Origin of the sequence: Pseudomonas sp. NFACC24-1 (assembly GCF_900115235.1) — a bacterium.
Classification (GTDB): domain Bacteria; phylum Pseudomonadota; class Gammaproteobacteria; order Pseudomonadales; family Pseudomonadaceae; genus Aquipseudomonas; species Aquipseudomonas fluorescens_AA.
In genome coordinates this window covers 235228-256484 of record NZ_FOVS01000002.1, presented here as the reverse complement: position 1 = coordinate 256484, position 21257 = coordinate 235228, and the positions used below count along the sequence as shown (strand labels likewise).

Here is a 21257-nt window from a genome sequence, read left to right as displayed (position 1 = left end):
CAGTCAACGCAAAACCCAGGTCAAACGGTCATCCGCAACCGCGCCAGATCTCGCAATGGCGGCGCGCCGAACAACCGGCTGTACTCGCGGCTGAACTGCGAAGGGCTTTCATACCCCACCCGATACCCCGCCGCCGAAGCTTCCAGCCCTTCGGCCAGCATCAGCCGACGAGCTTCCTGCAAGCGCAGTTGCTTCTGGTATTGCAGTGGGCTCATGGCCGTCATGGCCTTGAAACGGTGATGCAGGGTCGAGACGCTGAGGTTCACTTCCCGGGCCAGGTCATCGATGCGCAGCGGCTGTTCGAAATGGCCGTTGAGCCATTTGATCGCCTGGCTGATGCGATGGCTCTGACTGTTGGCGATGGCGATTTCATAGAGCCGATAGCCCTGTGGACTGCGCAGCAGGCGATAGAGGATTTCCCGGCGCACCAGGGGCGCGAGCATGGCGATGTCTTTCGGCGTGTCCAGCAGCCGTGCCAGGCGCAGCACCGCGTCGAGCATCGGCGTGTCCAGGCGTTCGACATACAGCCCGCGCCCGGCGGGGCGCGTCGGCACGCCCAAGGGGCCGGCATCGGCGATCAACGCAGTGATTTCCGCCGGGTCGATGTCCAGGCGCAGGGCCAGGATCGGCTGTTCGGCCGTAGCGTTGGCCATGCAACCGCTCAACGGCATCGACACCGAGACCACCAGGTAATGCAACGGATCGTAGTCGAACAATTCGTCGGCCAGGCGTACCTGTTTGCTGCCCTGGGCCATGATGCACAGTGCCGGTTGCGCCAGAACCGGGGCGAATGTCTGGGGCTTGCTGTGGCGCGACAGGTTCAGTGAGCCGATGGCTGTGGCGTAGCTGCCGTCTTCGCTGGTGTTGCGGTCGATGATCGACGCCAGTTCGGCGCGCTGTTGTTCCAGGTACGTGTCCAGCGGGACGTGGGCGTGATCGAGTGGCGACATGCCGGGATCCTCAGGCGATAGGGAGCGATGAGCGAAGCTTATGTTTGTGCAAGGCGCAGCGGTAGCAACATCCTGTTGAAAGCTTGCCTGATCCTGCACGGCGCAATGGGCTATGACAGGGCAGCGCTGGCGAAACTTGCTTGAAACCTTTTGTTTCAACTTGGCGGCTGGCAACCGGTTCGACGGCGGATTTTGTGCGTCCGATGCGCAGGATTGTGCAATGGGTCGGCAGGAATCGACTAACGAAGCTGGCGTCGTGACGCTTAACCTTTGATCCTGTCGCAGCCTGTCCCCGGCTGCACAACGGATTACCTGGGAGGGTTGAGCATGACTACACAGATCCCCGTCAGCCACATGGCTTTTGTCCGGGCCCGCAGTGGTTGCTCCAAGCAACTGGGTGCACGCCTGAGTACGCTGATCGCGCCCTCGCGCCAGGCGCCTGGTTGCCTGCACTTCGCCTTGCAGCAATCGCAATGCGACGCTGATTTGTGGCTGGTGTCCGGGCTCTGGATCAATCAGCCGTCGATGGACGCCTACTTCAACTCACCGGCCATGGCGATTTTCGCCGAGCTGGTGCAGGACTTGGTGGTGAGCAGCCTGGATTTCCACACCTTCAGGGAAGTCTCCGCCGCCCAGGCGACCGAAGGGTGCCGGGCGCAGGTACACAAACTGGCCGGTTGAAGGTTTAATGACCGTCATTTTCCACCGCCAGGATGCACAAGAGATGGCACGTAAAGCCTTTGAAACCTTTGAAGCGGTTTCCGCCGTTGTTCCCAAGGAGGGTGGCGGTTACCTCGCCGCCATTGCCACCAAGGCCATCGGCGGCTTAGGTGCGCCGCGTTTCAACAAGGTGCTTGAAGACCAGAGCTTCAAGACCGCGACCGAAGCCGATGAAGCCGCTGCCGTGCAGCTCACCCATCTTCAGGGTGTCGACGACGAGGGCGGGTTGGTCTGGTAAACCCGTGTCACCTGTTGGGATGACCTACACCTGTGGCGAGGGGATTTATCCCCGCTGGGGCGCGAAGCGGCCCTAAAACCAGTCCAGGCAACTCAGTGTCAGGAAGGTATTGGGGGCTGCTGCGCAGCCCAGCGGGGATAAATCCCCTCGCCACAGAGTGTGATGGGCAAACTTCTATTTGGGGCGATGCATCTTGAACAACGCCTCAGGCCCCAGCTGGAAATAATCCGCCGGCCCACCCCCGCGCAAGATCGGCTCGGCGGCGGCGGTGTCGTACACCCCATCTTTCAACAGCCACTGGGCGATATGCACGGCGACCACTTCGCCGAGGATCAGCCAGCTCGGCACCAGCCCTTTGTCTGCTCGCTGCAATTGAATGATCTGCGTGACCTTGCATTCGAAGGACACCGGGCTTTCGGCGACGCGCGGCACCTGGATCACCCGTGACGGGGCGGCCGTCAGGCCCGCCAGTTCGAACTCATTGACCTCTGGGCCGACCATCGCGCAGCTCTGGTTCATCTGCTCGGCGAGCGGGCGGGTGGCCAGGTTCCAGGCGAATTCACCGGTCTGTTCGATGTTGTTCAGGCTGTCTTTGCGCCCGACGCTGGAGAACCCAATGATCGGTGGAATGTAATTGAAGGCGTTGAAGAAACTGTAGGGCGCCAGGTTCAGGCGGCCTTCGCCATCCTGGGACGAAATCCAGCCGATGGGCCGTGGGCCGACGATGGCGTTGAATGGATCGTGTGGCAGGCCGTGACCGTTGGCGGGTTCGTAGAAATGGATGTCATCGGGCATTGGGTGCAGATCCTGGGGGGGATTTTGAAGAGTTCGACGATAGTGCAGGGGGCAGCTGTTTTTGTCAGCACCGAGAACCTTGTGGGAGTGGGCTTGCTCGCGATGGCGCCGGAACATTCAATATTGCTGCAAGCTGGTCACCGCTTTCGTAAAACCTGCGTCCGCTGTTCTTCTGCGTATCCCAAAAACAACTAAGCCCGGCCGAAGCCGGGCTGTGAGAGGGGCTCCGTCGCAATTAGCTGATGGCGGCAGCGTTAGTGCGGTCGAAACCATCTTCTGCGACGGTGGCGCCGTTAGTGCGGTCAAAACCATCTTCTGCGACGGTGGCGCCGTTAGTGCGGTCGAAACCGTCTTCTGCGACGGTGGCGCCGTTAGTGCGGTCGAAACCATCTTCAGCAACGGTGGCGCCGTTAGTGCGGTCGAAGCCATCTTCTGCGACGGTGGCGCCGTTAGTGCGGTCGAAACCATCTTCTGCGACGGTAGCGCCGTTAGTGCGGTCGAAGCCGTCAGCAGCAAGGGTGGCAGCGCCAGTGCGGTCGTAGCCATCAGCGGCGATGGCCGAGCTGGTGCGGTCGAAACCATCGGCAGCAAAAGTATTGGCGGCCAGTACGGACAGGGTCAGGGCGATGATCAGTTTGGTTTTCATGGTCGTGCTCCAGAATGTTTGGCGTCAGGCGCCTTGGGTGTGGAGTTCATATTACGCTCGATAATTAGATTAAAAAGCGCAAATAAATGCTAAAAACAATCGATTAAATCGATTGGTTGGGGGTTGCCGCAGAACGGTCAATGAGGCCCATTACCGGCGTATCGAACGGCGTTCTGTTGAGGATGAGGATGGAGGTCAGGCATTAACCAGAGATTAATGTCGGATAAATCTTTAGACATGGAACAAAAGAAGGGGCGACCCCGTCAGGTTCGCCCCTTTTTTGATCCAGCCCTGAAACAGGTGTAAACCTTAGCCAGGACCAGACATGCGACTTGAAGATCAGTCGGTCACGATCCGCGAATGCTTGCGGGTGTCTTTCATGGTGATGTACACCAGCAGCGACACGGCGATGCAGGCCGTCACGTACCAGTAGTAGCCGGTTTCCATGCCGATGCTCTTGAACCACAGGGCAATGTATTCAGCGGTGCCGCCGAAGATCGACACGGTCAGTGCGTAGGGCAGGCCGACGCCCAGGGCGCGGATTTCGGTGGGAAACAGCTCGGCCTTCACCACGGCGTTGATCGAGGTGTAGCCGCTGACGATGATCAGCGCGGCCATGATCAGGAAGAACGCGCCCCACCAGGTCTGGATGGTGTGCAGGGTGGTGAGAATCGGCACGGTGAACAGGGTGCCGAGGATACCGAAGGCGATCAGGATCGGCCGGCGACCGATCTTGTCCGACAGCCCGCCGATCACCGGTTGCAGGCACATGAACAGGAACAGCGTGGCGGCGGAAATGGTGGTGGAGTCGGAGATGCTCATGCCGACGGTGTTCACCAGGTATTTCTGCATGTAGGTGGTGTAGGTGTAGAACGCCAGGGTACCGCCCATGGTCAGGCCGACCACGGTCATCAGTTCCTTGGGGTGGCGCAGCAAGGTGCGCATCGCGCTTTCCTTGGACTTCTCTTTCTTGGTGAACGACTCGGTTTCTTCCATGCCGCGCCGCAGGTACAGCGCCACGACCGCACACAGTGCGCCGATGGCGAACGGGATGCGCCAGCCCCAGGCGTACAGCTGTTCGGTGGTGAGGAACTGTTGCAGCACGATCAATACGCCCAAGGCGATGAGCTGGCCGGAAATCAGGGTCACGTACTGGAAGCTGGAGAAGAAGCCCCGACGTTCCTTGGTCGCCATCTCGCTCAGGTAGGTTGCCGAGGTGCCGTACTCGCCGCCTACCGACAGGCCTTGGAGCAGGCGGGCAAACACCAGCAGGATCGGCGCGCCGACGCCGATGGTTTCGTAGCTCGGGCTCAAGGCGATGATCAGCGAGCCGAAGCACATCAGGTACACCGAGGCCATCAACGCACGTTTGCGCCCGGCGCGGTCAGCGTACAGGCCCATCAACCAGCCGCCGATCGGGCGCATCAGGAAGCCCACGGCGAAGATCGCGGCGGTGTTGAGCAATTGGGCGGTGGTGTCGCCTTTGGGGAAGAAGACTTTGGCGAAGTACAACGAGAACGCGGCGTAGACGTACCAGTCATACCACTCGACCATGTTGCCGACCGAGCCGCTGAAGATCGATTTGATCCGGCTGGCGGTGGTTCTTTCACGGGCGGGCACGGCAGCCGACCCAATGGGCAGGGCGTTGGAGTTGTCCATTGAAGGATCCTTCATTTAATTGTTTTTGTGGAGCGTGCGGGAACGCAGCCTGACAGGGCTATAGCAGGAGCTGTGCCAGCGGTTGGAGGGCCGGTCTAGAGGGGTTTGCGGTGTTGAGTGAGCGGAAATCCGCTTGTTTTCGTTTGCGGGTGAGCGGAAATCCGCTTATCCGTGGGTGTTTGCTCCGGCCTCATCGCGAGCAAGCTCGCTCCCACAGGGTGATGTGGGCACAGGACAAAATGTGGGAGCGAGCTTGCTCGCGATGGCGCCAGTGCAGGCGCCACAGAAACCTACAAAAACATCTCCCGACTCAACCCGTGCCGCTGCATCTTTTCATTGAAGGTGCGGCGTGGCAGTTGCAGTTCTTCGAGCACGGCTTTCACATCACCTTTGTGTCGCGCCAGGGCGGCGCGCAGGCATTGGGCTTCGAAGGCTTCCTGCTGGGCCGCGAGGGACTGGCCCGGCTCCGTCTCCAGGGTGGGCAGTTGATCCAGCCCCAACACCTGGCGTTCGGCGACGTTGGCCAGTTCCCGCACATTGCCCGGCCAGTCGTGGCTGAGCAGATGGCTCAACTGCGGTCCGCTCAGGGGCGCGGCGGGGCGGCCCAGGCGTTCGGCGGCATTGTGGGTGAAGTGTTCGAACAGCAGGGGAATGTCCTCGCGCCGTTCTCGCAGCGGCGGCAGGCGCAGCTCGGCGATGTTCAAGCGATAGGCCAGGTCTTCGCGAAAACGCCCGGCCCGGGCTTCGTCCAACAGGTCGGGCTTGGTGGCGGCGATGATGCGCAGGTCCACGTGAATGCTCTGGTTGGAACCCAGGCGTTCGAGCTTCTGCTCCTGCAACACCCGCAGCAACTTGACCTGCTGGGCCAGGGGCATGCTTTCGATTTCATCGAGAAACAGCGTGCCGCCGTCGGCGTATTCGAGCTTGCCGATGCGCTTGCCCTGGGCGCCGGTGAAGGCGCCGCTTTCGTGGCCGAACAGCTCCGCCTCGAACAGCGGTTCGGGAATGGCTGCGCAGTTCAACGCGACGAAGGGCTTGCTCGCCCTCGGGCCGAAATCGTGCAGGCAGCGGGCGACCAATTCCTTGCCGCTGCCGGTTTCGCCGCGGATCAATACGTTGACCGGCAGTGCCGCCAGGTCCAGCACTTGGCGCCGCAGGTTTTGCAGGGCACGGGAAACCCCAAGCAGCGTGCCATCGAGGCGAGCGCGGGCGTCGGCCTGTTCATGCAGGCGGCGGTTTTCCAGGACCAGGGTGCGCTTGTCCAGGGCCCGGCGCAGGCTGCCCAGCAGGGCTTCGGGGCTGAAGGGTTTTTCCAGGAAGTCGTAGGCACCGTCGCGCATGGCCTCCACGGCCATGGGCACGTCACCGTGGCCGGTCAACAGAATCACCGGCAGGTCCGGGTCGCGGCGGCGTACTTCGGCCAGTAGCTCCAGGCCGCTGAGGCCGGGCATGCGCACGTCGCTGAGGATCACCCCGGGGAAATGCTCCGGCAACCGGGCCAGGCATTCGTCGGCGCGACTGAACAGCTGCACCTGGAACCCCGACAGGCTCAACCATTGCTCCACGGCACTGCGGATGCTGCCTTCGTCATCCACGACCATGACTGAATCAAGCATGCAGTTGTGCCTCCTGATCGATGGGCAAGGTCACGCAGAATACCGCGCCGTTCTCGTGGTTGTCCGCGCTCAGGCGCCCGCCGGACTCATGGATGATTGCAAACGAAACCGCCAGCCCCAGGCCCAGGCCATCGCCCACGGCCTTGGTGGTGAAGAACGGATCGAACACCTGGGCCAGGTGTTCCTCGGCGATGCCGGTGCCGCTGTCGCTGACGGTCAGGCGCCACAGTTGGTCATCGGCTTCCAGGCGTACCTCCAAGCGCTTGAGGGCTTGGCCGGCCATGGCGTCGAGCGCGTTGCGCAGCAGGTTGATCAACACTTGTTCGAGGCGGATCGCGTCGCCGCGCACCCACGCTGGACGGGTCAAGTGCAACACGGTGTTGACCTGCTCGTCCCGCAGGCGTGTGTCCAGCAGTTGCAGCGCCTGGTCCACCACCGCCGCCAGATCCAGGCGTTCACGCAGGCCACTGGGGCTTTTGCGGGCAAACGTCTTCAAGTGGCCGGTGAGGGCGGCCATGCGGGTCAGCATGTCGTCCACCGGCTTGAGGGCCTTGTAGGCGTCATCGACCCGACCGTGATCCAGCAGCAAGCGCAGGGTTGCCAATTGCATGCGCTGGGCGGTCAAGGGCTGGTTGATTTCATGGGCCAGGGCCGCCGACATCTGCCCCAGCGCCGCCAGCTTGGCCGATTGCACCAGCCCGTCCTGGGCCGTGCGCAGATCCCGGGTACGTTCTTCGACCAACCGTTCGAGCTCTTCGCGGCTGCGCTGGCGCAACCTTGCCAGGCGCCAGCGCTGGTTGAGAAACAGCAACAGGAACACCAGCGCCAGCCACAACCCGGCGGCGGCGAGCCCGGCGTTGCGCAGGTCCTCGAAGGCGATCTGCGGACGGCGCAGCAAGTGCAGGGTCCAGCCTTCGGCGCTCAACGGCAAGGATTCCCACAGGTAATCCGCCGAGCCATCGGGGGCCTCGACCCGGGCCAGGTGGCTGTTGTCGTCGAAGCGTCGCAGCGGTTCATGGGCCAGGGCTTGCAACGGTTGTTTGTCGTATTGGCGGGTGGCCTTGAGTTCGGCGCGGTCGTTGTCGGTCAGCGGCTGCAAGTGGCGATAACGCCAGCCCGGGCGATTGGCGATGAAGATGATGCCCCGGGCATCGCTGACCAGCAGGGTGTCGCTGCCCTGGCGCCATTCGCGCTCCAGCTCCGGAAACTCCAGCTTCACCACCATCGCGCCGAGGAACTCGCCGTTGTCGCCGGTCACGGCGCTGGAGAGGAAGTATCCCGGGATGCCGCTGGTCACGCCCACCGCATAGAACCGTCCGGTGCCCTGGGTGCGGGTCTGGATGAAATAAGGGCGAAAGCCATAGTTGTGCCCGACATAGCTGCTGGGCAGGCGCCAGTTGCTGGCCGCGACGGCCAGGCCGCTGTGGTCGAGCAGTTCCAGTGTGGATGACTGGGCGGCGCCATTGATCTGTTCGAGCTTGCGATTCAACGCATCCTGCTGCGCCGCGCTGACCGGTCCCTTGAGGGCCGAGCGCAACTCCGGATCCAGCGCCAGCACGGCGGGCAGGGCGCGGTAGCGTTCGATCAGGGTGTGCAACGAATTGGCGTACAGTGCCAACTGCTGGCTGGCACGGTTGGCATCTTCCTTCAAGGCCTCGCGTTCGGCGTGGCGTACCGCCAGGGTGGCGGCAACCGCCGCGCCGGCAAGGATCAGCAAGGTGTACAACGACAGGCGCAAGGTACGGGTGGTCGGCAGCATGCTGGCGTAAACCAGTGGAAAGTCGGGCGGGCACGATAGCATGGCGGTTGCTTCGAGCGATCATGTACTTCAGGCCTGCACCTGATCCTGTGGGAGCGGGCTTGCCCGCGAAGACGCCGGCACATTCAACATTGATGCAAGCTGACCCACCGCTTTCGCGAGCAAGCCCGCTCCCACAGGGATCAGTGGTGGATATTAAATGTTGTGAGCACAAAAAAAGGCCGGTGGGCTTGTCGCTCACCGGCCTTGTTCATGGCACTGACGTGTTACTGCACTTCGACCGCCAGGCTGTCGCTGATCTTCTTCTGCCAGATGGCAGGACCGGTGATGTGCACCGACTCGCCTTGGCTATCGACCGCAACGGTCACCGGCATGTCCTTGACCTCGAACTCGTAGATCGCTTCCATGCCCAGTTCGGCGAACGCCAGGACCTTGGATTTGCGGATCGCCTGGGCCACCAGGTAAGCGGCACCGCCGACGGCCATCAGGTAGACGGCCTTGTTGTCCTTGATCGCTTCGATAGCGGTCGGGCCGCGCTCGGATTTGCCGATCATGCCCAACAAGCCTGTCTGCTCGAGGATCTGGCGGGTGAACTTGTCCATCCGCGTGGCGGTGGTCGGGCCGGCTGGGCCGACGACTTCATCGCCGACCGGGTCGACCGGGCCGACGTAATAGATGAAGCGGCCCTTGAGGTCCACTGGCAAGGTTTCACCCTTGTTCAGCATCTCGACCATGCGCTTGTGCGCCGCGTCGCGGCCGGTGAGCATCTTGCCGTTGAGCAGCACGGTTTCGCCCGGCTTCCAGCTTTGCACGTCTTCTGGCGTCAGGGTGTCGAGGTTGACGCGACGAGCCGACGGGCCGGCTTCCCAGACGATTTCCGGGTAGGCGTCCAACGGTGGCGCTTCCAGCGACGCCGGGCCCGTGCCGTCCAGCACGAAGTGGGCGTGACGGGTGGCGGCGCAGTTGGGGATCATGCACACCGGCAGGGAGGCGGCGTGGGTCGGGTAGTCCATGATCTTCACGTCGAGCACGGTGGTCAGGCCACCCAGGCCCTGGGCGCCGATGCCCAGTTGGTTGACCTTCTCGAACAGCTCCAGGCGCATCTCTTCGATACGGTTCTGCGGGCCGCGGGCCTTGAGCTCGTGGATGTCGATGGACTCCATCAAGACTTCCTTGGCCATGACCGCGGCTTTCTCGGCGGTGCCGCCGATGCCGATGCCGAGCATGCCCGGTGGGCACCAGCCGGCGCCCATGGTCGGAACGGTTTTCAGCACCCAGTCGACGATGGAGTCGGACGGGTTGAGCATGGCCATCTTCGACTTGTTCTCGGAGCCACCGCCCTTGGCCGCCACGTCCACTTCCACGGTGTTGCCCGGGACGATGGAGTAGTGGATGACCGCCGGGGTGTTGTCCTTGGTGTTTTTACGTGCGCCGGCCGGGTCGGCCAGGATAGAAGCGCGCAGGACGTTTTCCGGCAGGTTGTAGGCGCGACGCACGCCCTCATTGATCATGTCGTCCAGGCTCATGGTCGCGCCATCCCAACGCACGTCCATGCCCACGCGCACGAACACGGTCACGATGCCGGTGTCCTGGCAGATCGGCCGATGGCCGGTGGCGCACATGCGCGAGTTGATCAGGATCTGCGCCATGGAGTCACGGGCCGCCGGCGATTCTTCGCGCAGGTAGGCCTCATGCATCGCCTGGATGAAATCCACGGGGTGGTAGTAGGAAATGAACTGCAGGGCGTCGGCAACGCTCTGTATCAGGTCATCTTGCTTGATCACGGTCATGAGTCGCGCTCCTCTCTAAAGACGGGAACATTCTATAAGGCAGCTTCAAGCCGCAAGCTTCGAGCCGCAAGCTGAAGCAGTATGCGTACTGCTCTGAACTTGTCGCTTGGAGCTTGCGGCTTGCAGCTGACCTTCAGGTCAAGGCACGCCGGGCATGCTGGCGCGACGCTAAAAAGGCGCGGCAGTATATCGCAGGCAGGCATCCTGTGGGAGCGAGCGGCCTGTATGGAGGGGATTTATCTGTGGCGAGGGGATTTATCCCCGCTGGGCTGCGAAGCAGACCTGAAAGCTGCCACTGCGGTGTGTCAGGTTAATGCCATCTGTCTTTTGGGGGCTGCTTCGCAGCCCAGCGGGGATAAATCCCCTCGCCACAGGGGGCATCTACCAGCACTCGACAATGCGTCAATTGGGCCATTGCTTTGACGCCATTTTTCTGCTCCAGAATTGAATGGTCATTTGCCCGACACGCCACTAAAGTGGCGTCTGGCCTGTAGCGTAGGACGCCTCCTGTCAGTTTCCTTTCCCATGGTGAGTCAACGATTGACCCATAACGCCATTCAACGTCTTTTGCTGAAACGCTTCGCTTTGGCGGCCGCGACGTACGCGCTGGCACTGGTTTTGTTGTGGCTGGCATTTTTCAGTGGGCATTACTTGGACTCGTTGCGCGGTGTCATCATCGGCAGCGTGTTGGTCGTGCTTTGCCAGGCCGGGCTGTTCGCGCTGTTTATCACCGACCGCAACCTGCGTTTCGCCGACCCCAGCCTCACCGAAGTGCAGGTGTTGATCGGCCTGGGCTGGCAGACTTGGATGATGGCGCACCTGGACCAGGCCCGGGGCGTGTTCCTGGTGTTTTATGTGCTGATCCTGCTGTTCGGGCTGTTCCACCTGTCGCGCCGGGCCTTTGTGCGCTGCGCGTCGCTGGTGTTCATCAGCTTCGCCGCGATTACCCTCTGGGACGGTTACTTCTTCAGGCTTCCCGATCCCACCCTGGCCGGGTTGCAGGTGGCCGTGCTGTTTCTCGTGCTGGTGTGGCTGGTGTTTTACGCCCGCTACGTCCAGACCTCACGCCAGCGCATGCGCCAGCGGCGGTTTGCCTTGCAGGCGCACCAGGACACCTTGCGCGGGATGATGCGCCAGCTCGAAGACCTGGTGGCCACCGATGAACTGACCGGGCTGTTCAATCGCCGGCACTTCCTGCGCCTGGCTTCCCGCGAACTCAACACCCTCAGGCCCGGCGTCGCCCATGGCCTGGCCCTGATCGACCTCGACCATTTCAAGCGCATCAACGACCTGCATGGCCATGCTGCGGGCGATCAGGTGCTGCAGGCCTTTGCCGCGGTCGCCACGGCGTGCCTGCGCGAGGGCGATGTACTGGCCCGTTACGGCGGCGAGGAATTCGTCATGCTGCTGCCCGCTTGCGACCCCCAGCGCCTGACGGCCTGTTGCGAGCGGTTGCGGCTGGCGTTCACCGAAGTCGAGCTGATCGGCCTGCAGGTCGGTGCCCTCAGCCTGTCGGCGGGCATGACGATGCTGGAAATGGGCGATGACCTGGACAACGCGTTGCAGCGTGCCGACCAGGCCCTGTACCGTGCCAAGCGAGACGGCCGCAATCGTTGTGCCGCCGCCTGGGAGAACGTTGATGCCTGAACTGACAGTCGCCGGCCGGCAATGGAGGGTGGCGGCGGGCAGTAACCTGCTGGATGCCTTGAACGGCGCTGGCGTGGCGGTGCCCTACAGTTGCCGCGCCGGGAGCTGCCACGCCTGTCTGGTGCAGTGCGTGGGGGGCGATGTGCGCGACAGCCGCCCCGACGCCTTGAGCCCGACGCAGCGCGACCAGGGTTGGCGGCTGGCCTGCCAATGCCAGGTGGTCGAGGATGTGCGGATCCACACCTTCGACCCGCAACGCGACGGCCAGGCCGCCCAGGTGATGGCGGTGGATTGGCTGGGCGGCGAGGTGCTGCGTCTGCGCGTTACCCCCGAGCGGCCGCTGCGGTATCGGGCCGGGCAGCACCTGGTGCTGTGGGCCGGCGAGGTGGCCCGGCCGTATTCCCTGGCGAGCCTGCCCGAAGAAGACCGCTTCCTGGAGTTCCACCTCGATTGTCGCGAGCCCGGCCAGTTCACCGGGGCGGCCCGGCAGATGAAGGCCGGCGACCCGATCCGCCTGGGCGAACTGCGTGGCGGTGCCTTGCACTACGACGCCGACTGGCACGACAGGCCGCTGTGGTTGCTCGCCGCTGGCACGGGCCTGGCGCCGTTGTTCGGCCTCCTGCGCGAAGCCTTGCGCCAGCATCACCAAGGCCCGATTCGCCTTATTCACGTGGCCCATGATACGGCCGGGCATTATCTGGCCAAACCCCTGGCAGCGCTGGCGGCCAAGCATGAAAGCCTCTCGGTGGAGCTGCTAACCGCGGCCGAGGCGTCGTCCGCCTTGGCGCAACTGCGGCTTGTTTCCCGGCAAACCCAGGCCTTACTCTGCGGCCATCCCGACCGGGTCGAGGCCTTTGCCAAGCGTTTGTATCTGGCTGGCTTGCCGCGCAATCAACTGCTGGCCGACGTCTTCCTGCCCCGTGGTTGAGCGCTGATTTCCAGACGCGAGACCGATCATGACCGAAACCCTGTTGCTCGACTGTCAACGCGGCCTGCTGACCGTGCGCTTGAACCGCCCGGACAAGAAAAATGCCCTGACCCGGGCCATGTACGGTCAATTGGCCCAAGCCCTGGCGATGGCGGACAACGACCCGCAGATTCGCGCGGTGCTGCTCAGCGGCTCCAGTGACTGCTTCACAGCCGGCAACGACATCGTCGACTTCCTCGAACAGCCACCGAACGACCTCGATAATCCGGTGTTCCAGTTCATGCTCAGCCTGCTCGATTGCCGCAAACCGGTGATCGCCGCCGTGGCCGGACCGGCGGTGGGCATCGGCACCACGTTGCTGCTGCATTGCGACCTGGTCTACATCAGCCGAGACGCGCGGCTGCGCATGCCGTTCGTCAACCTGGGGCTGTGCCCGGAGTTCGGTTCCAGCCTGATCCTGCCGCGGCTGCTGGGCCAGGCCAGGGCTGCGCAATTGTTGCTGTTGGGTGAGGGCTTCAGTGGCGAACAGGCGGTGGCGTGGGGCATTGCCACCGAGGCGCTGGACAGCGGCGAAGCGGCATTGGCCAAGGCGCGGGAGGTGGCGCTGCGCTTCGAATCGTTGCCGCCTGACGCGGTGCGCATCAGCAAGCAACTGATGAGGGCGCCGGACCGGGAACTGTTGCGCAAGGTGATTGAAGAAGAGGGCAAGCTGTTCACCCAACGCCTGCGCTCGCCCGAGGCGGTTGCGGCGTTGTCGGGGTTTATCAACAGGCATTGAATTCTGGAGCGCCTGGGCTGGCCCCATCGCGAGCAAGCTCGCTCCCACAGGGGGGCATGAACACCTGTGGGAGCGAGCTTGCTCGCGATGGCGGCAGACCAGATAGCACATGCTTCAAGGCAAAAACCAAAAAGCCCCGCCATTCACATGGCAGGGCTTTTGTTTTTCAGCGCTCGGTCACTCAGACCATCGGGTCGCCAACATGCAGGATTTTCATCCCGTTGGTGCCGCCGATGGTGTGGTAGCTGTCGCCCTTGGTCAGGATGACCCAGTCACCGGTCTGCACGACGCCGCGCTTGACCAGCTCATCCACCGCCGCCTGGCTGACTTCGCCCGGTTGCAGGGCGGCCGGGTCGAACGGCACAGTGTAGACGCCACGGAACATGGCGGCGCGGGCCTGGGTTTCGCGGTGCGGGGAGAACGCGTAGATCGGCACCGAGGAGCGGATGCGCGACATGATCAGCGGCGTGTAGCCACTTTCGGTCAGGGCGATGATCGCCTTCACGCCCGGGAAGTGGTTGGCGGTGTACATCGTCGCCAGGGCGATGCTTTCGTCGCAGCGCTCGAAGGTTTTGCCGATGCGGTGGCTGGAGGTCTTGCTGGTCGGGTGCTTTTCAGCGCCGATGCAAATACGCGCCATGGCTTGCACCGCTTCGAGCGGGTAGAGGCCGGCGGCGCTTTCGGCCGAGAGCATCACGGCGTCGGTGTAGTCGAGCACGGCGTTGGCTACGTCGGACACTTCGGCGCGGGTCGGCATCGGGTTCTGGATCATCGACTCCATCATCTGGGTCGCGACGATCACGGCCTTGTTGTGGCGGCGTGCGTGCAGAATGATTTTCTTCTGGATGCCCACCAGCTCGGCGTCGCCGATTTCCACACCCAGGTCACCACGGGCCACCATCACGGCGTCGGACGCCTTGATCAGGCCATCGAGGGTTTCGTCGTCGGCCACGGCTTCGGCGCGTTCGATCTTGGCCACCAGCCAGGCAGTACCGCCGGCTTCGTCGCGCAGTTGACGGGCGTATTCCATATCGGCGGCGTCACGGGGGAAGGACACGGCGAGGTAGTCGACTTCCATTTCCGCGGCCAGCTTGATGTCGGCCTTGTCTTTTTCGGTCAGGGCCGGTGCCGTCAGGCCACCACCGCGACGGTTGATGCCTTTGTGGTCCGACAGCGGGCCGCCGATGGTCACGACGCAGTTCAGTTCGGTGGCGGAGGCGGTCTCGACGCGCATCACCACACGGCCGTCGTCGAGCAGCAGCTCGTCGCCCACGCCGCAGTCCTTGACCAGGTCCGGGTAGTCGATACCCACCACCTGCTGGTTGCCTTCGGTCAGCGGATGGCTGGTGGAGAAGGTGAATTTGTCACCGATCTTCAGCTCGATGCGCTTGTTGGCGAATTTGGCGATGCGGATCTTCGGGCCTTGCAGGTCACCCAGCAGGGCAACGAAGCGGCCGTGCTTGGCGGCGAGGTCGCGCACCAGCTTGGCACGCGCCTTGTGTTCTTCGGGCGTGCCGTGAGAGAAATTCAGACGGGCAACGTCCAGGCCAGCCAGAATCAGCTGTTCGAGAACTTCCGGCGAATTACTGGCCGGGCCAAGGGTAGCGACGATTTTGGTGCGACGGACGGACATGCAAGACTCCTCAAGTTCAAGCGCCAGCGAAGGCTACTATGCTCTTTGGGTGTAGTCATTGTTCATATGCACTACTTTTTCGTTTGTTTTTCGAAATGAACATTCCTGAAAATTTTCACGCCTCTTTGGGCTACACAAACCTCCGTGGTTAGGAGATTTATCTGTGGCGAGGGGATTTATCCCCGTTGGGCTGCGAAGCGGCCCTGAAATCAGGCAGCTCGGTGTGTCAGGCCGACCGAATCTATTGTTTTGGGGCCGCTTCGCAGCCCAACGGGGATAAATCCCCTCGCCACAAGAGCAGACCCGGTTCCATTTCAGGTTGAAGATTTTCCCAGCCAGGTCGATACAGGGCTCAAGACAGGAGAACCTCCCATGCGATTCGTGCTTTTTGTTGCCCTGGCCCTGAGCGTCACGGGCTGCACCCGTTGGTCGATGAACCACCACATGAACCTGGCCTACAAGGCCTATGACCGTGGCAATTGCGAGCAGGTCATGCTCGAGTTGTCCCAGGTCGACCGCGCCAGCCGTGCCCGCCGCTACATGCAGCCGGAAGTCTCGATGCTGCGCGGCCAGTGCCTGGAACGGCAGAAGCTGTTTATCGATGCGGCGCAGACCTACCAGTTCATCATCACCCAATACCCTAACAGCGAATACGCGTTCCGCGCCCGCGCCCGCCTCGAAACCCTGCAGAGCCTGGGCCACTACCCGACCCGCAGCGCCTCGGCCATCCGTCCAGCTTCTTGACCCTCCCTCCCGTGGCCAGGCGCAATCCTGGCCACTCTCCCTCTGCCCGTCGTGTTTATGAAAATTAATACATGGGGCTGGTTGTCACCCCGCCTTGGGCTATATTTGTACAAGTCGTAATTAGAGCTAGATCTCTACTTTTTAGAAGCACCTGAGACCGGCAGAGACAGGCCAAGACGATTGATAGCGTCTGGCACCGGGATTGGGGAGAGCGGACTCGCTTGGGTTCGTTCCGAAGTGATCGGTCGGCCCTGTGCGTGGCCGCTAAAAAAGCGATACAAGACATGTACAAAGAGCGTCGGATCGAACGGCATCAGTTGCCGTATTTCCTCAAAGTGTTTAACGGTATCAACGACAAGCCTATCGGTTTTCTAGGCAATGTTTCTGAAAATGGGCTGATGCTCATCAGCCCTCTGCCGTTGATGGTCGGTGCGGATTTTGACCTGCACCTGAAAATCCCCTCCGACGAAGGGCCACAGCAAAATATCAAGTTGAAAGCCAGGTGCCTGTGGTGCCATGAAGACGTGACGCCGATGCATTTCGATGCCGGGTTCAGCCTGACGTGGGCGCCGCCGGAGTACGGGCAACTGATCAATGCGTTGCGGCAATATTTCAGTTTCTATCCGTTGCCGGAATCGGCTTGATGGCATCGATTGTAGGAGCTGCCGAGTGCAACGAGGCTGCGATCTTTTGATCTTGATCTGCTGGTCTTTCGTTTGAGACTCAATTGTCTGGGGAAAGATCGCAGCCTCGTTGCACTCGACAGCTCCTACACGCTTACGCAGCGATTACGGGGTGCCTATCAGCGCTGAACCTTCGTTTCGTTATCCAGCAGTCTTTCCAGCAACAACACCCCCATCTCGCCCATCTGGTGAATCGCCAGGGCCATATTGCGTGGGGCGCCTTCCAGGTCTTCCGATAAATCCAGGATCAGCGTGCTCACCGAGCAGAAGGTTTCGTAGGTGTGGGCGAGCATGCCTTCGGGGTCGGCGTCGGGGGCGACGATGAAGTAGTCCAGGTGTTTGGCGGTTTTCTGCTCGGGCTGGCCGTGGTTGGGCTTGAGGTAGTAGTCCAGGGCTCTTTGGGCGGCTTCGTCGAGCTTTCCGGGATCGAGGGTTTCGTGGGGGGAGAGCGGGTCGGTATGGGGTGGATTGGGGGTTGGCTTGATCATATTCACTTCTTTTTGGTGGCGCTGCCATCCGGCTCGCGACTAAACGAGGGGTGGCGGCTGGACGCAGGTTAGTCGACCGGTGAGAAGTGAAACCGGCGCGCCCGAGGGCGCCCTGCGCACAGCCACCATCAAGTGCGGGGATAGGGGAACCCGACTGGATGACGCTTGTGCACCTCACTTCAACACCGGGCGACTAAACCCGATCGCTGGATATCAGCGACGCGAATCAAGTTACGGGGCAAGGCCAAGGCACACAAGCCGGCGGATTCTGGCGGATCTGTAGTCCGTTGCGCAAGGCGCTGTAGTCAGCTGGAGCTTTGCTGGCTCGCTGTAGGACCTATGCGGTCCCCGCCTTTTTCCATGCAAGATATTGCGTCACCAATTGCGCCCCCAACTCACTGGGGCGCGCATCCAGGGTCGGGATGCCATGGGCGCTCAGTTGCTGATGCAGTTCGGCCCGGGCATTCAAGTAGTCCACCGTTCCGCAATAGGCCAAGGCTTCAGGCAAGGTTTGCACCGGCGCCTGGCGCAACCGGTCGAGGGCTTCTTCCCGCAGGCTGGCCACCAGCACCCGATGCTGTTGGCCCAACCGTTTCACGGCGGCGAGCAGATCCGCGTCGTCCTCATCCCGCAAGTTGGTCACCAGCACCACCAGGGCCCGGCGTTTTTGCCGAGCCAGCAACTGGGTCACGGCTGCTTGGTAATCAGCGGGGCGCTGGCTGCTGTCGAGGTCGTACACGGTGTTGAGCAAGACGTTGAGCTGGCCCGGGCCTTTGACCGGGGCGAGGTAGCGGGGCTGATCACTGGCGAACGTGTTCAGGCCCACGGCATCGCCCTGGCGCAGCGCGGTGTAGCTGAGCAGCAGGCAGGCGTTGAGGGCGTGGTCGAAGTGCGCCAGCTCGCCGTCCTGGCTGCGCATGCGCCGGCCGCAGTCGAGCATGAAGATGATCTGCTGGTCGCGCTCGTCTTCGTATTCCCGGGCAATCGGCGTGCGGTGGCGGGCCGTGGCCTTCCAGTCGATCTGGCGCAGGCTGTCGCCCTCGCGAAATTCCCGCAGTTGATGGAATTCCTGCCCCTGGCCACGACGTTGACGCTGGCGGATGCCGAGTTGGCTGAGCCAATTGTCCACCGCCAGCAGTTGACCGTCGTAGAGCCTGGCGAAGTCCGGGTAGACACGGGTGTGGTCGACGGCCTCCAGCAGGCGTTTGTCGGTCCACAGGCCCAGCGGGCTTGGCAGGTTGGTTTCGCACTGGGCGAAGGTGAAGTGACCGCGCTTGAGCGGGCGCAGGCGGTAGCCGACCTGGCTGCGTTGGCCGGGTTGCAGCTCGACCGACAGCGGCAGGTTTTCGAAGTCCAGGCCGTCGGGGACATGATCGAAGAGCTGCACGTGCAGCGGTTGGGCAAAGTCATGGCTGATGTCCAACCGCACGTCACCCCAGCGACCCAGGGCCAGGCTCCCGGGCATTTGCCGTTGCAGCCGGGGCGAGGGCAGGCGCCGGACGCGCACCGCGTCGAGCAACGCCAGGGCCAGTACGGCCAACAGCAACCCCCAGTTGATCGACAGCAGCGTCGCCGGCACAGCCACGCCGAGTGCCCGCAGCGCGCCCAGCACAATGCCGAGGGCCAGCAGCAGCGCGAGCCAGATCAAGAGCAGGCGCGAGGGTTTCATGGGTGCATTCCCATTGGAGACATGCAGAGCGCGCTTTTGTGGCGAGGGGATTTATCCCCGCTGGGGCGCGCAGCGGCCCCTTGCAGTGTGTCAGACAAAACCAGGGGGCCGCTTCGCAGCCCAGCGGGGATAAATCCCCTCGCCACAATGAGTCTCTCCACCACGAAGTGCGTATTCACAACCGCGGCGCCGGCACTTGATCGAGCAGTTGCCCCAGCACCTGATCCACCGACAGCCCTTCGATGTCCAGTTCCGGCGCCAGCCGTACCCGATGGCGCAGTACGGCCAGGGCGCAGCCCTTGATGTCGTCCGGCACCACGAACTCGCCGCCGCGCAACAACGCCCGGGCCCGGGCACACCGCACCAGGGCAATTGACGCGCGGGGCCCGGCGCCGAGGGTCAGGCCCGGCCAACTGCGGGTGGTGCGGGCCAGGCGCACGGCGTAGTCGAGCACCTGGTCGTCCATCGGCAGGTCGCTGGCGATGCGTTGCAACGCTTGCACGTCCTTGGCTTGCAGCACCATGCGCAGCGGTTGCACGTCGAGCATGTCGGCACGGGTCGAGCGGCTGACCTGGCGCACCATGTCCAGCTCCTGGTCGGCGTCCGGGTAGTCCATGCGCACCTTGAGCATGAAGCGGTCGAGCTCGGCTTCCGGCAGCGGGTAGGTGCCTTCCTGTTCGATGGGGTTCTGGGTGGCCAGCACCATGAACGGCTGGCTGATGGGCAGGGCGCGCCCTTCGAGGGTGACCTGGCGTTCCTGCATGGCTTCGAGCAGCGCGGCCTGGGTCTTGGCCGGTGCGCGGTTGATCTCGTCGGCCAGCAACAGGTTGGTGAACACCGGGCCCTTGCGCAGCTTGAACTGCTCGGTCTGCAAGTCATACACCGCGTGCCCGGTGACGTCGCTGGGCATCAGGTCGGGAGTGAACTGGATGCGCGCGAACTCGCCGTTGAAGCAGCGAGCCAAGGCGCGCACCAGCAACGTCTTGCCCAGCCCGGGAACGCCTTCGAGCAGCACGTGGCCGCCGGCGATCAGTGCCGTGAGCACATCGTCGATCACGCTGGCCTGGCCGACCACCGCCTTGCGCAGCTCGGTGCGGATCGCCTGGGCCAACTGACTGGCGCGCTGGCGCTGTTGGGCGGCGTGGGCCTGGCCGTCGGTAGGTTCGTTCTGTTCAGTCGTCAATTCTGGAGTTCTCCTAACGGTTAAATCCTATTCCTATTAGATAAATCATCTAGTTACATGATCTAACCATTTCATGCTTTGCCATGACTGGGCGGTGACATCTGAGCCGCCGACATAACCTAGCCCATTTGGAAGTGCAGGTTTGGAAAGATCAACCCAGCGAAGCGTGCGGGCAAACCCGCCTCCACCGTGCGGGATCTGGGAGTCCTGCTGACCACAATCCCCGCGTCGATCAAGCGGCTCAGTTCCTCCGTGGCAAGCCGATCCTTCAAACCTGTGAACACCTTGAACTCTGCACGCGGCATCGCCCCTTGGGTGAGCAGCGCCAGCACGGCAGCTGCACTGGTATGCCTGATGCCGGCACGGCGAAGCTCAGGATCCGTTGAGAACACATGAACAACCTGCTCGCGCAGCTTGGCTGGGTTTAGCGAGGTCGTCATGTACTCAATCTGGTCGTGGCAGACATCGAGCATGAACTCGATGAAGTTGAAATAGTGGCGCTGTGAGAGTTGGCCGCGCCCGTCATAGTCTCCTTCACGAGGACGATCAGCCAAAGCCAGGAAGCGATAGTACTCATCTTGCCTGCGAGCCAGGCCGCGGGACAGTGACCAGAGGAAAGGTTTTAGCCCGAGGTGAACCAGTTGCAGGTGGGTGAGCATCCGAATCACTCGACCATTGCCATCGAGGAAGGGGTGCACAAGCGCCACTCGGTGATGGCCTGCCAGGGCCGCGATCAGTTGGCGTCGCGGATCCTTTATTCGTCCGTAGTGCAACTGCAGATGCTCAAGCATGGGCAATACAACTGCAGCCGCTGGAGCGATATGCGCGCCGACCTGGACCTGTTCATCCTCTTCGACCCGCAGCCTGCCCGGTTCCATCATGCGCCCATTGCTCAGGGTCAGTTCCTGCGTGGAAGCATCTTTGAACAGTCGACGATGGATGGCCGCGATCAACCTGGGATCGAACATGGCAGAGAAATTATTCGCTGGCCGCATGCGAAGCAGCCGCTCCATCACCTCCTGCTGCGTCATGTGTTGTACGGCCAGCTCTTTGAGCTCTTTTCTTTCCCGTTTTGGTGTCGTGCGAGCAATCTGGAGGTCGGCGATCTCGGTTCGATGCCCTTCGATCAGGTTCGAGTAATAGGTATTGGTGATGCGCAACAGGCCCGCCAGTTGCTTCGATGTCTCATCGGCAAGCCGTCCGGCCAGAAATTCTGCCTTGCGGGGCAACTGATCCGCGGACTGAATGATCGAGTCGGGCAGATTTTCTGGCAGTACTGGGTCAAGGTACGTTTTCGAGGTGATCATCGTTTGATTCCGGCGCCCTTAAAC

19 protein-coding genes are annotated in these 21257 nt (G+C 62.4%); 7 read left to right on the top strand and 12 right to left on the bottom strand.

The genetic code is table 11. The features are described 5' to 3' along the window. Positions 1-20: 20 nt before the first annotated feature. Entirely contained in the window at positions 21-950 is a 930-nt protein-coding gene (locus BM317_RS03370; RefSeq protein WP_092166350.1) for an AraC family transcriptional regulator, read from the bottom strand. A 327-nt stretch (positions 951-1277) separates the two neighbouring features. On the opposite strand from BM317_RS03370, the gene BM317_RS03365 reads away from it, so the two are divergent. Both BM317_RS03365 and BM317_RS03360 read left to right on the top strand, forming a co-directional pair. Beyond that, positions 1278-1631: a putative quinol monooxygenase gene (locus tag BM317_RS03365; RefSeq protein WP_092166351.1), complete on the top strand. Its 354-nt coding sequence runs from the start codon at positions 1278-1280 to the stop codon at positions 1629-1631. Positions 1632-1674: 43 nt separating this feature from the next. Further along, on the top strand, positions 1675-1908 hold the full coding sequence (locus BM317_RS03360; RefSeq protein ID WP_092473170.1) for a hypothetical protein: 234 nt from the start codon (positions 1675-1677) through the stop codon (positions 1906-1908). Positions 1909-2082: 174 nt separating this feature from the next. On the opposite strand, the gene BM317_RS03355 is transcribed toward BM317_RS03360, so the two are convergent. The 6 genes from BM317_RS03355 to BM317_RS03330 all read right to left on the bottom strand — a co-directional run bounded on the left by BM317_RS03355 (position 2083) and on the right by BM317_RS03330 (position 10173). Beyond that, positions 2083-2703: a flavin reductase family protein gene (locus BM317_RS03355; RefSeq protein WP_092473084.1), complete on the bottom strand. Its 621-nt coding sequence runs from the start codon at positions 2701-2703 to the stop codon at positions 2083-2085. Positions 2704-2938: 235 nt separating this feature from the next. After that, positions 2939-3349, bottom strand: a complete 411-nt coding sequence (locus BM317_RS03350) for a heme utilization protein (protein ID WP_092166354.1) — start codon at positions 3347-3349, stop codon at positions 2939-2941. A 339-nt stretch (positions 3350-3688) separates the two neighbouring features. Next, complete coding sequence (locus BM317_RS03345; RefSeq protein ID WP_060740863.1) at positions 3689-5008, bottom strand: MFS transporter; 1320 nt, start codon at positions 5006-5008, stop codon at positions 3689-3691. A gap of 290 nt (positions 5009-5298) precedes the next feature. After that, positions 5299-6624: a sigma-54-dependent transcriptional regulator gene (locus BM317_RS03340; protein WP_092166356.1), complete on the bottom strand. Its 1326-nt coding sequence runs from the start codon at positions 6622-6624 to the stop codon at positions 5299-5301. Beyond that, a complete protein-coding gene (locus BM317_RS03335) occupies positions 6617-8383 on the bottom strand; it encodes a sensor histidine kinase (protein WP_092166478.1) in 1767 nt (588 codons plus the stop codon). Before BM317_RS03335 ends, BM317_RS03340 begins: the two co-directional genes overlap by 8 nt. Positions 8384-8649: 266 nt before the next feature. Beyond that, a complete protein-coding gene (locus BM317_RS03330) occupies positions 8650-10173 on the bottom strand; it encodes a fumarate hydratase (RefSeq protein ID WP_060740866.1) in 1524 nt (507 codons plus the stop codon). A 540-nt stretch (positions 10174-10713) separates the two neighbouring features. Here BM317_RS03330 and BM317_RS03325 point away from each other — a divergent pair. Genes BM317_RS03325 through BM317_RS03315 form a run of 3 tightly spaced genes read left to right on the top strand, consistent with a single transcriptional unit; the run spans position 10714 to position 13526 of the window. After that, positions 10714-11820 carry a GGDEF domain-containing protein gene (locus BM317_RS03325; protein ID WP_092166479.1) on the top strand — a complete coding sequence of 369 codons (1107 nt, stop codon included), beginning with the start codon at positions 10714-10716 and terminating at the stop codon, positions 11818-11820. After that, complete coding sequence (locus BM317_RS03320) at positions 11813-12748, top strand: iron-sulfur-binding ferredoxin reductase (protein ID WP_092473082.1); 936 nt, start codon at positions 11813-11815, stop codon at positions 12746-12748. Before BM317_RS03325 ends, BM317_RS03320 begins: the two co-directional genes overlap by 8 nt. 28 nt (positions 12749-12776) lie before the next feature. Further along, positions 12777-13526, top strand: coding sequence for an enoyl-CoA hydratase (locus BM317_RS03315; RefSeq protein ID WP_092473080.1), 750 nt, complete (start codon positions 12777-12779; stop codon positions 13524-13526). Between the two features lie 181 nt (positions 13527-13707). On the opposite strand, the gene pyk is transcribed toward BM317_RS03315, so the two are convergent. Further along, complete coding sequence (pyk, locus tag BM317_RS03310; protein WP_092166364.1) at positions 13708-15159, bottom strand: pyruvate kinase; 1452 nt, start codon at positions 15157-15159, stop codon at positions 13708-13710. A gap of 372 nt (positions 15160-15531) precedes the next feature. Between pyk and BM317_RS03305 the strand changes: the two genes are divergently transcribed. Both BM317_RS03305 and BM317_RS03300 read left to right on the top strand, forming a co-directional pair. After that, positions 15532-15903 carry a tetratricopeptide repeat protein gene (locus BM317_RS03305; RefSeq protein ID WP_060740870.1) on the top strand — a complete coding sequence of 124 codons (372 nt, stop codon included), beginning with the start codon at positions 15532-15534 and terminating at the stop codon, positions 15901-15903. 284 nt (positions 15904-16187) lie between these two features. Further along, positions 16188-16547, top strand: coding sequence for a PilZ domain-containing protein (locus tag BM317_RS03300; RefSeq protein WP_092166365.1), 360 nt, complete (start codon positions 16188-16190; stop codon positions 16545-16547). Between the two features lie 158 nt (positions 16548-16705). Here BM317_RS03300 and BM317_RS03295 read toward each other — a convergent pair whose 3' ends face one another. The 4 genes from BM317_RS03295 to BM317_RS03280 all read right to left on the bottom strand — a co-directional run bounded on the left by BM317_RS03295 (position 16706) and on the right by BM317_RS03280 (position 21233). Further along, positions 16706-17074 (bottom strand): DUF6124 family protein, encoded by a 369-nt coding sequence (locus BM317_RS03295; RefSeq protein ID WP_092473078.1) that lies wholly within the window; start codon positions 17072-17074, stop codon positions 16706-16708. A gap of 337 nt (positions 17075-17411) precedes the next feature. Then, a complete protein-coding gene (locus tag BM317_RS03290) occupies positions 17412-18743 on the bottom strand; it encodes a DUF58 domain-containing protein (protein ID WP_092473076.1) in 1332 nt (443 codons plus the stop codon). A 175-nt stretch (positions 18744-18918) separates the two neighbouring features. Further along, complete coding sequence (locus BM317_RS03285) at positions 18919-19926, bottom strand: AAA family ATPase (protein WP_092473074.1); 1008 nt, start codon at positions 19924-19926, stop codon at positions 18919-18921. A 119-nt stretch (positions 19927-20045) separates the two neighbouring features. Next, on the bottom strand, positions 20046-21233 hold the full coding sequence (locus BM317_RS03280; RefSeq protein ID WP_092473072.1) for a Fic family protein: 1188 nt from the start codon (positions 21231-21233) through the stop codon (positions 20046-20048). Positions 21234-21257 lie beyond the last annotated feature (24 nt).

What these genes read in the sequence shown, in the direction of transcription:
- BM317_RS03360 (WP_092473170.1), top strand. Translation starts at nt 1,675, where the DNA reads ATGGCACGTAAAGCCTTTGAAACCTTTGAAGCGGTTTCCGCCGTTGTT.
- BM317_RS03280 (WP_092473072.1), bottom strand. Translation starts at nt 21,233, where the DNA reads ATGATCACCTCGAAAACGTACCTTGACCCAGTACTGCCAGAAAATCTG.
- pyk (WP_092166364.1), bottom strand. Translation starts at nt 15,159, where the DNA reads ATGTCCGTCCGTCGCACCAAAATCGTCGCTACCCTTGGCCCGGCCAGT.
- BM317_RS03335 (WP_092166478.1), bottom strand. Translation starts at nt 8,383, where the DNA reads ATGCTGCCGACCACCCGTACCTTGCGCCTGTCGTTGTACACCTTGCTG.
- BM317_RS03290 (WP_092473076.1), bottom strand. Translation starts at nt 18,743, where the DNA reads ATGAAACCCTCGCGCCTGCTCTTGATCTGGCTCGCGCTGCTGCTGGCC.
- BM317_RS03350 (WP_092166354.1), bottom strand. Translation starts at nt 3,349, where the DNA reads ATGAAAACCAAACTGATCATCGCCCTGACCCTGTCCGTACTGGCCGCC.
- BM317_RS03320 (WP_092473082.1), top strand. Translation starts at nt 11,813, where the DNA reads ATGCCTGAACTGACAGTCGCCGGCCGGCAATGGAGGGTGGCGGCGGGC.
- BM317_RS03305 (WP_060740870.1), top strand. Translation starts at nt 15,532, where the DNA reads ATGCGATTCGTGCTTTTTGTTGCCCTGGCCCTGAGCGTCACGGGCTGC.
- BM317_RS03345 (WP_060740863.1), bottom strand. Translation starts at nt 5,008, where the DNA reads ATGGACAACTCCAACGCCCTGCCCATTGGGTCGGCTGCCGTGCCCGCC.
- BM317_RS03300 (WP_092166365.1), top strand. Translation starts at nt 16,188, where the DNA reads ATGTACAAAGAGCGTCGGATCGAACGGCATCAGTTGCCGTATTTCCTC.
- BM317_RS03370 (WP_092166350.1), bottom strand. Translation starts at nt 950, where the DNA reads ATGTCGCCACTCGATCACGCCCACGTCCCGCTGGACACGTACCTGGAA.
- BM317_RS03315 (WP_092473080.1), top strand. Translation starts at nt 12,777, where the DNA reads ATGACCGAAACCCTGTTGCTCGACTGTCAACGCGGCCTGCTGACCGTG.
- BM317_RS03295 (WP_092473078.1), bottom strand. Translation starts at nt 17,074, where the DNA reads ATGATCAAGCCAACCCCCAATCCACCCCATACCGACCCGCTCTCCCCC.
- BM317_RS03365 (WP_092166351.1), top strand. Translation starts at nt 1,278, where the DNA reads ATGACTACACAGATCCCCGTCAGCCACATGGCTTTTGTCCGGGCCCGC.
- BM317_RS03330 (WP_060740866.1), bottom strand. Translation starts at nt 10,173, where the DNA reads ATGACCGTGATCAAGCAAGATGACCTGATACAGAGCGTTGCCGACGCC.
- BM317_RS03340 (WP_092166356.1), bottom strand. Translation starts at nt 6,624, where the DNA reads ATGCTTGATTCAGTCATGGTCGTGGATGACGAAGGCAGCATCCGCAGT.
- BM317_RS03355 (WP_092473084.1), bottom strand. Translation starts at nt 2,703, where the DNA reads ATGCCCGATGACATCCATTTCTACGAACCCGCCAACGGTCACGGCCTG.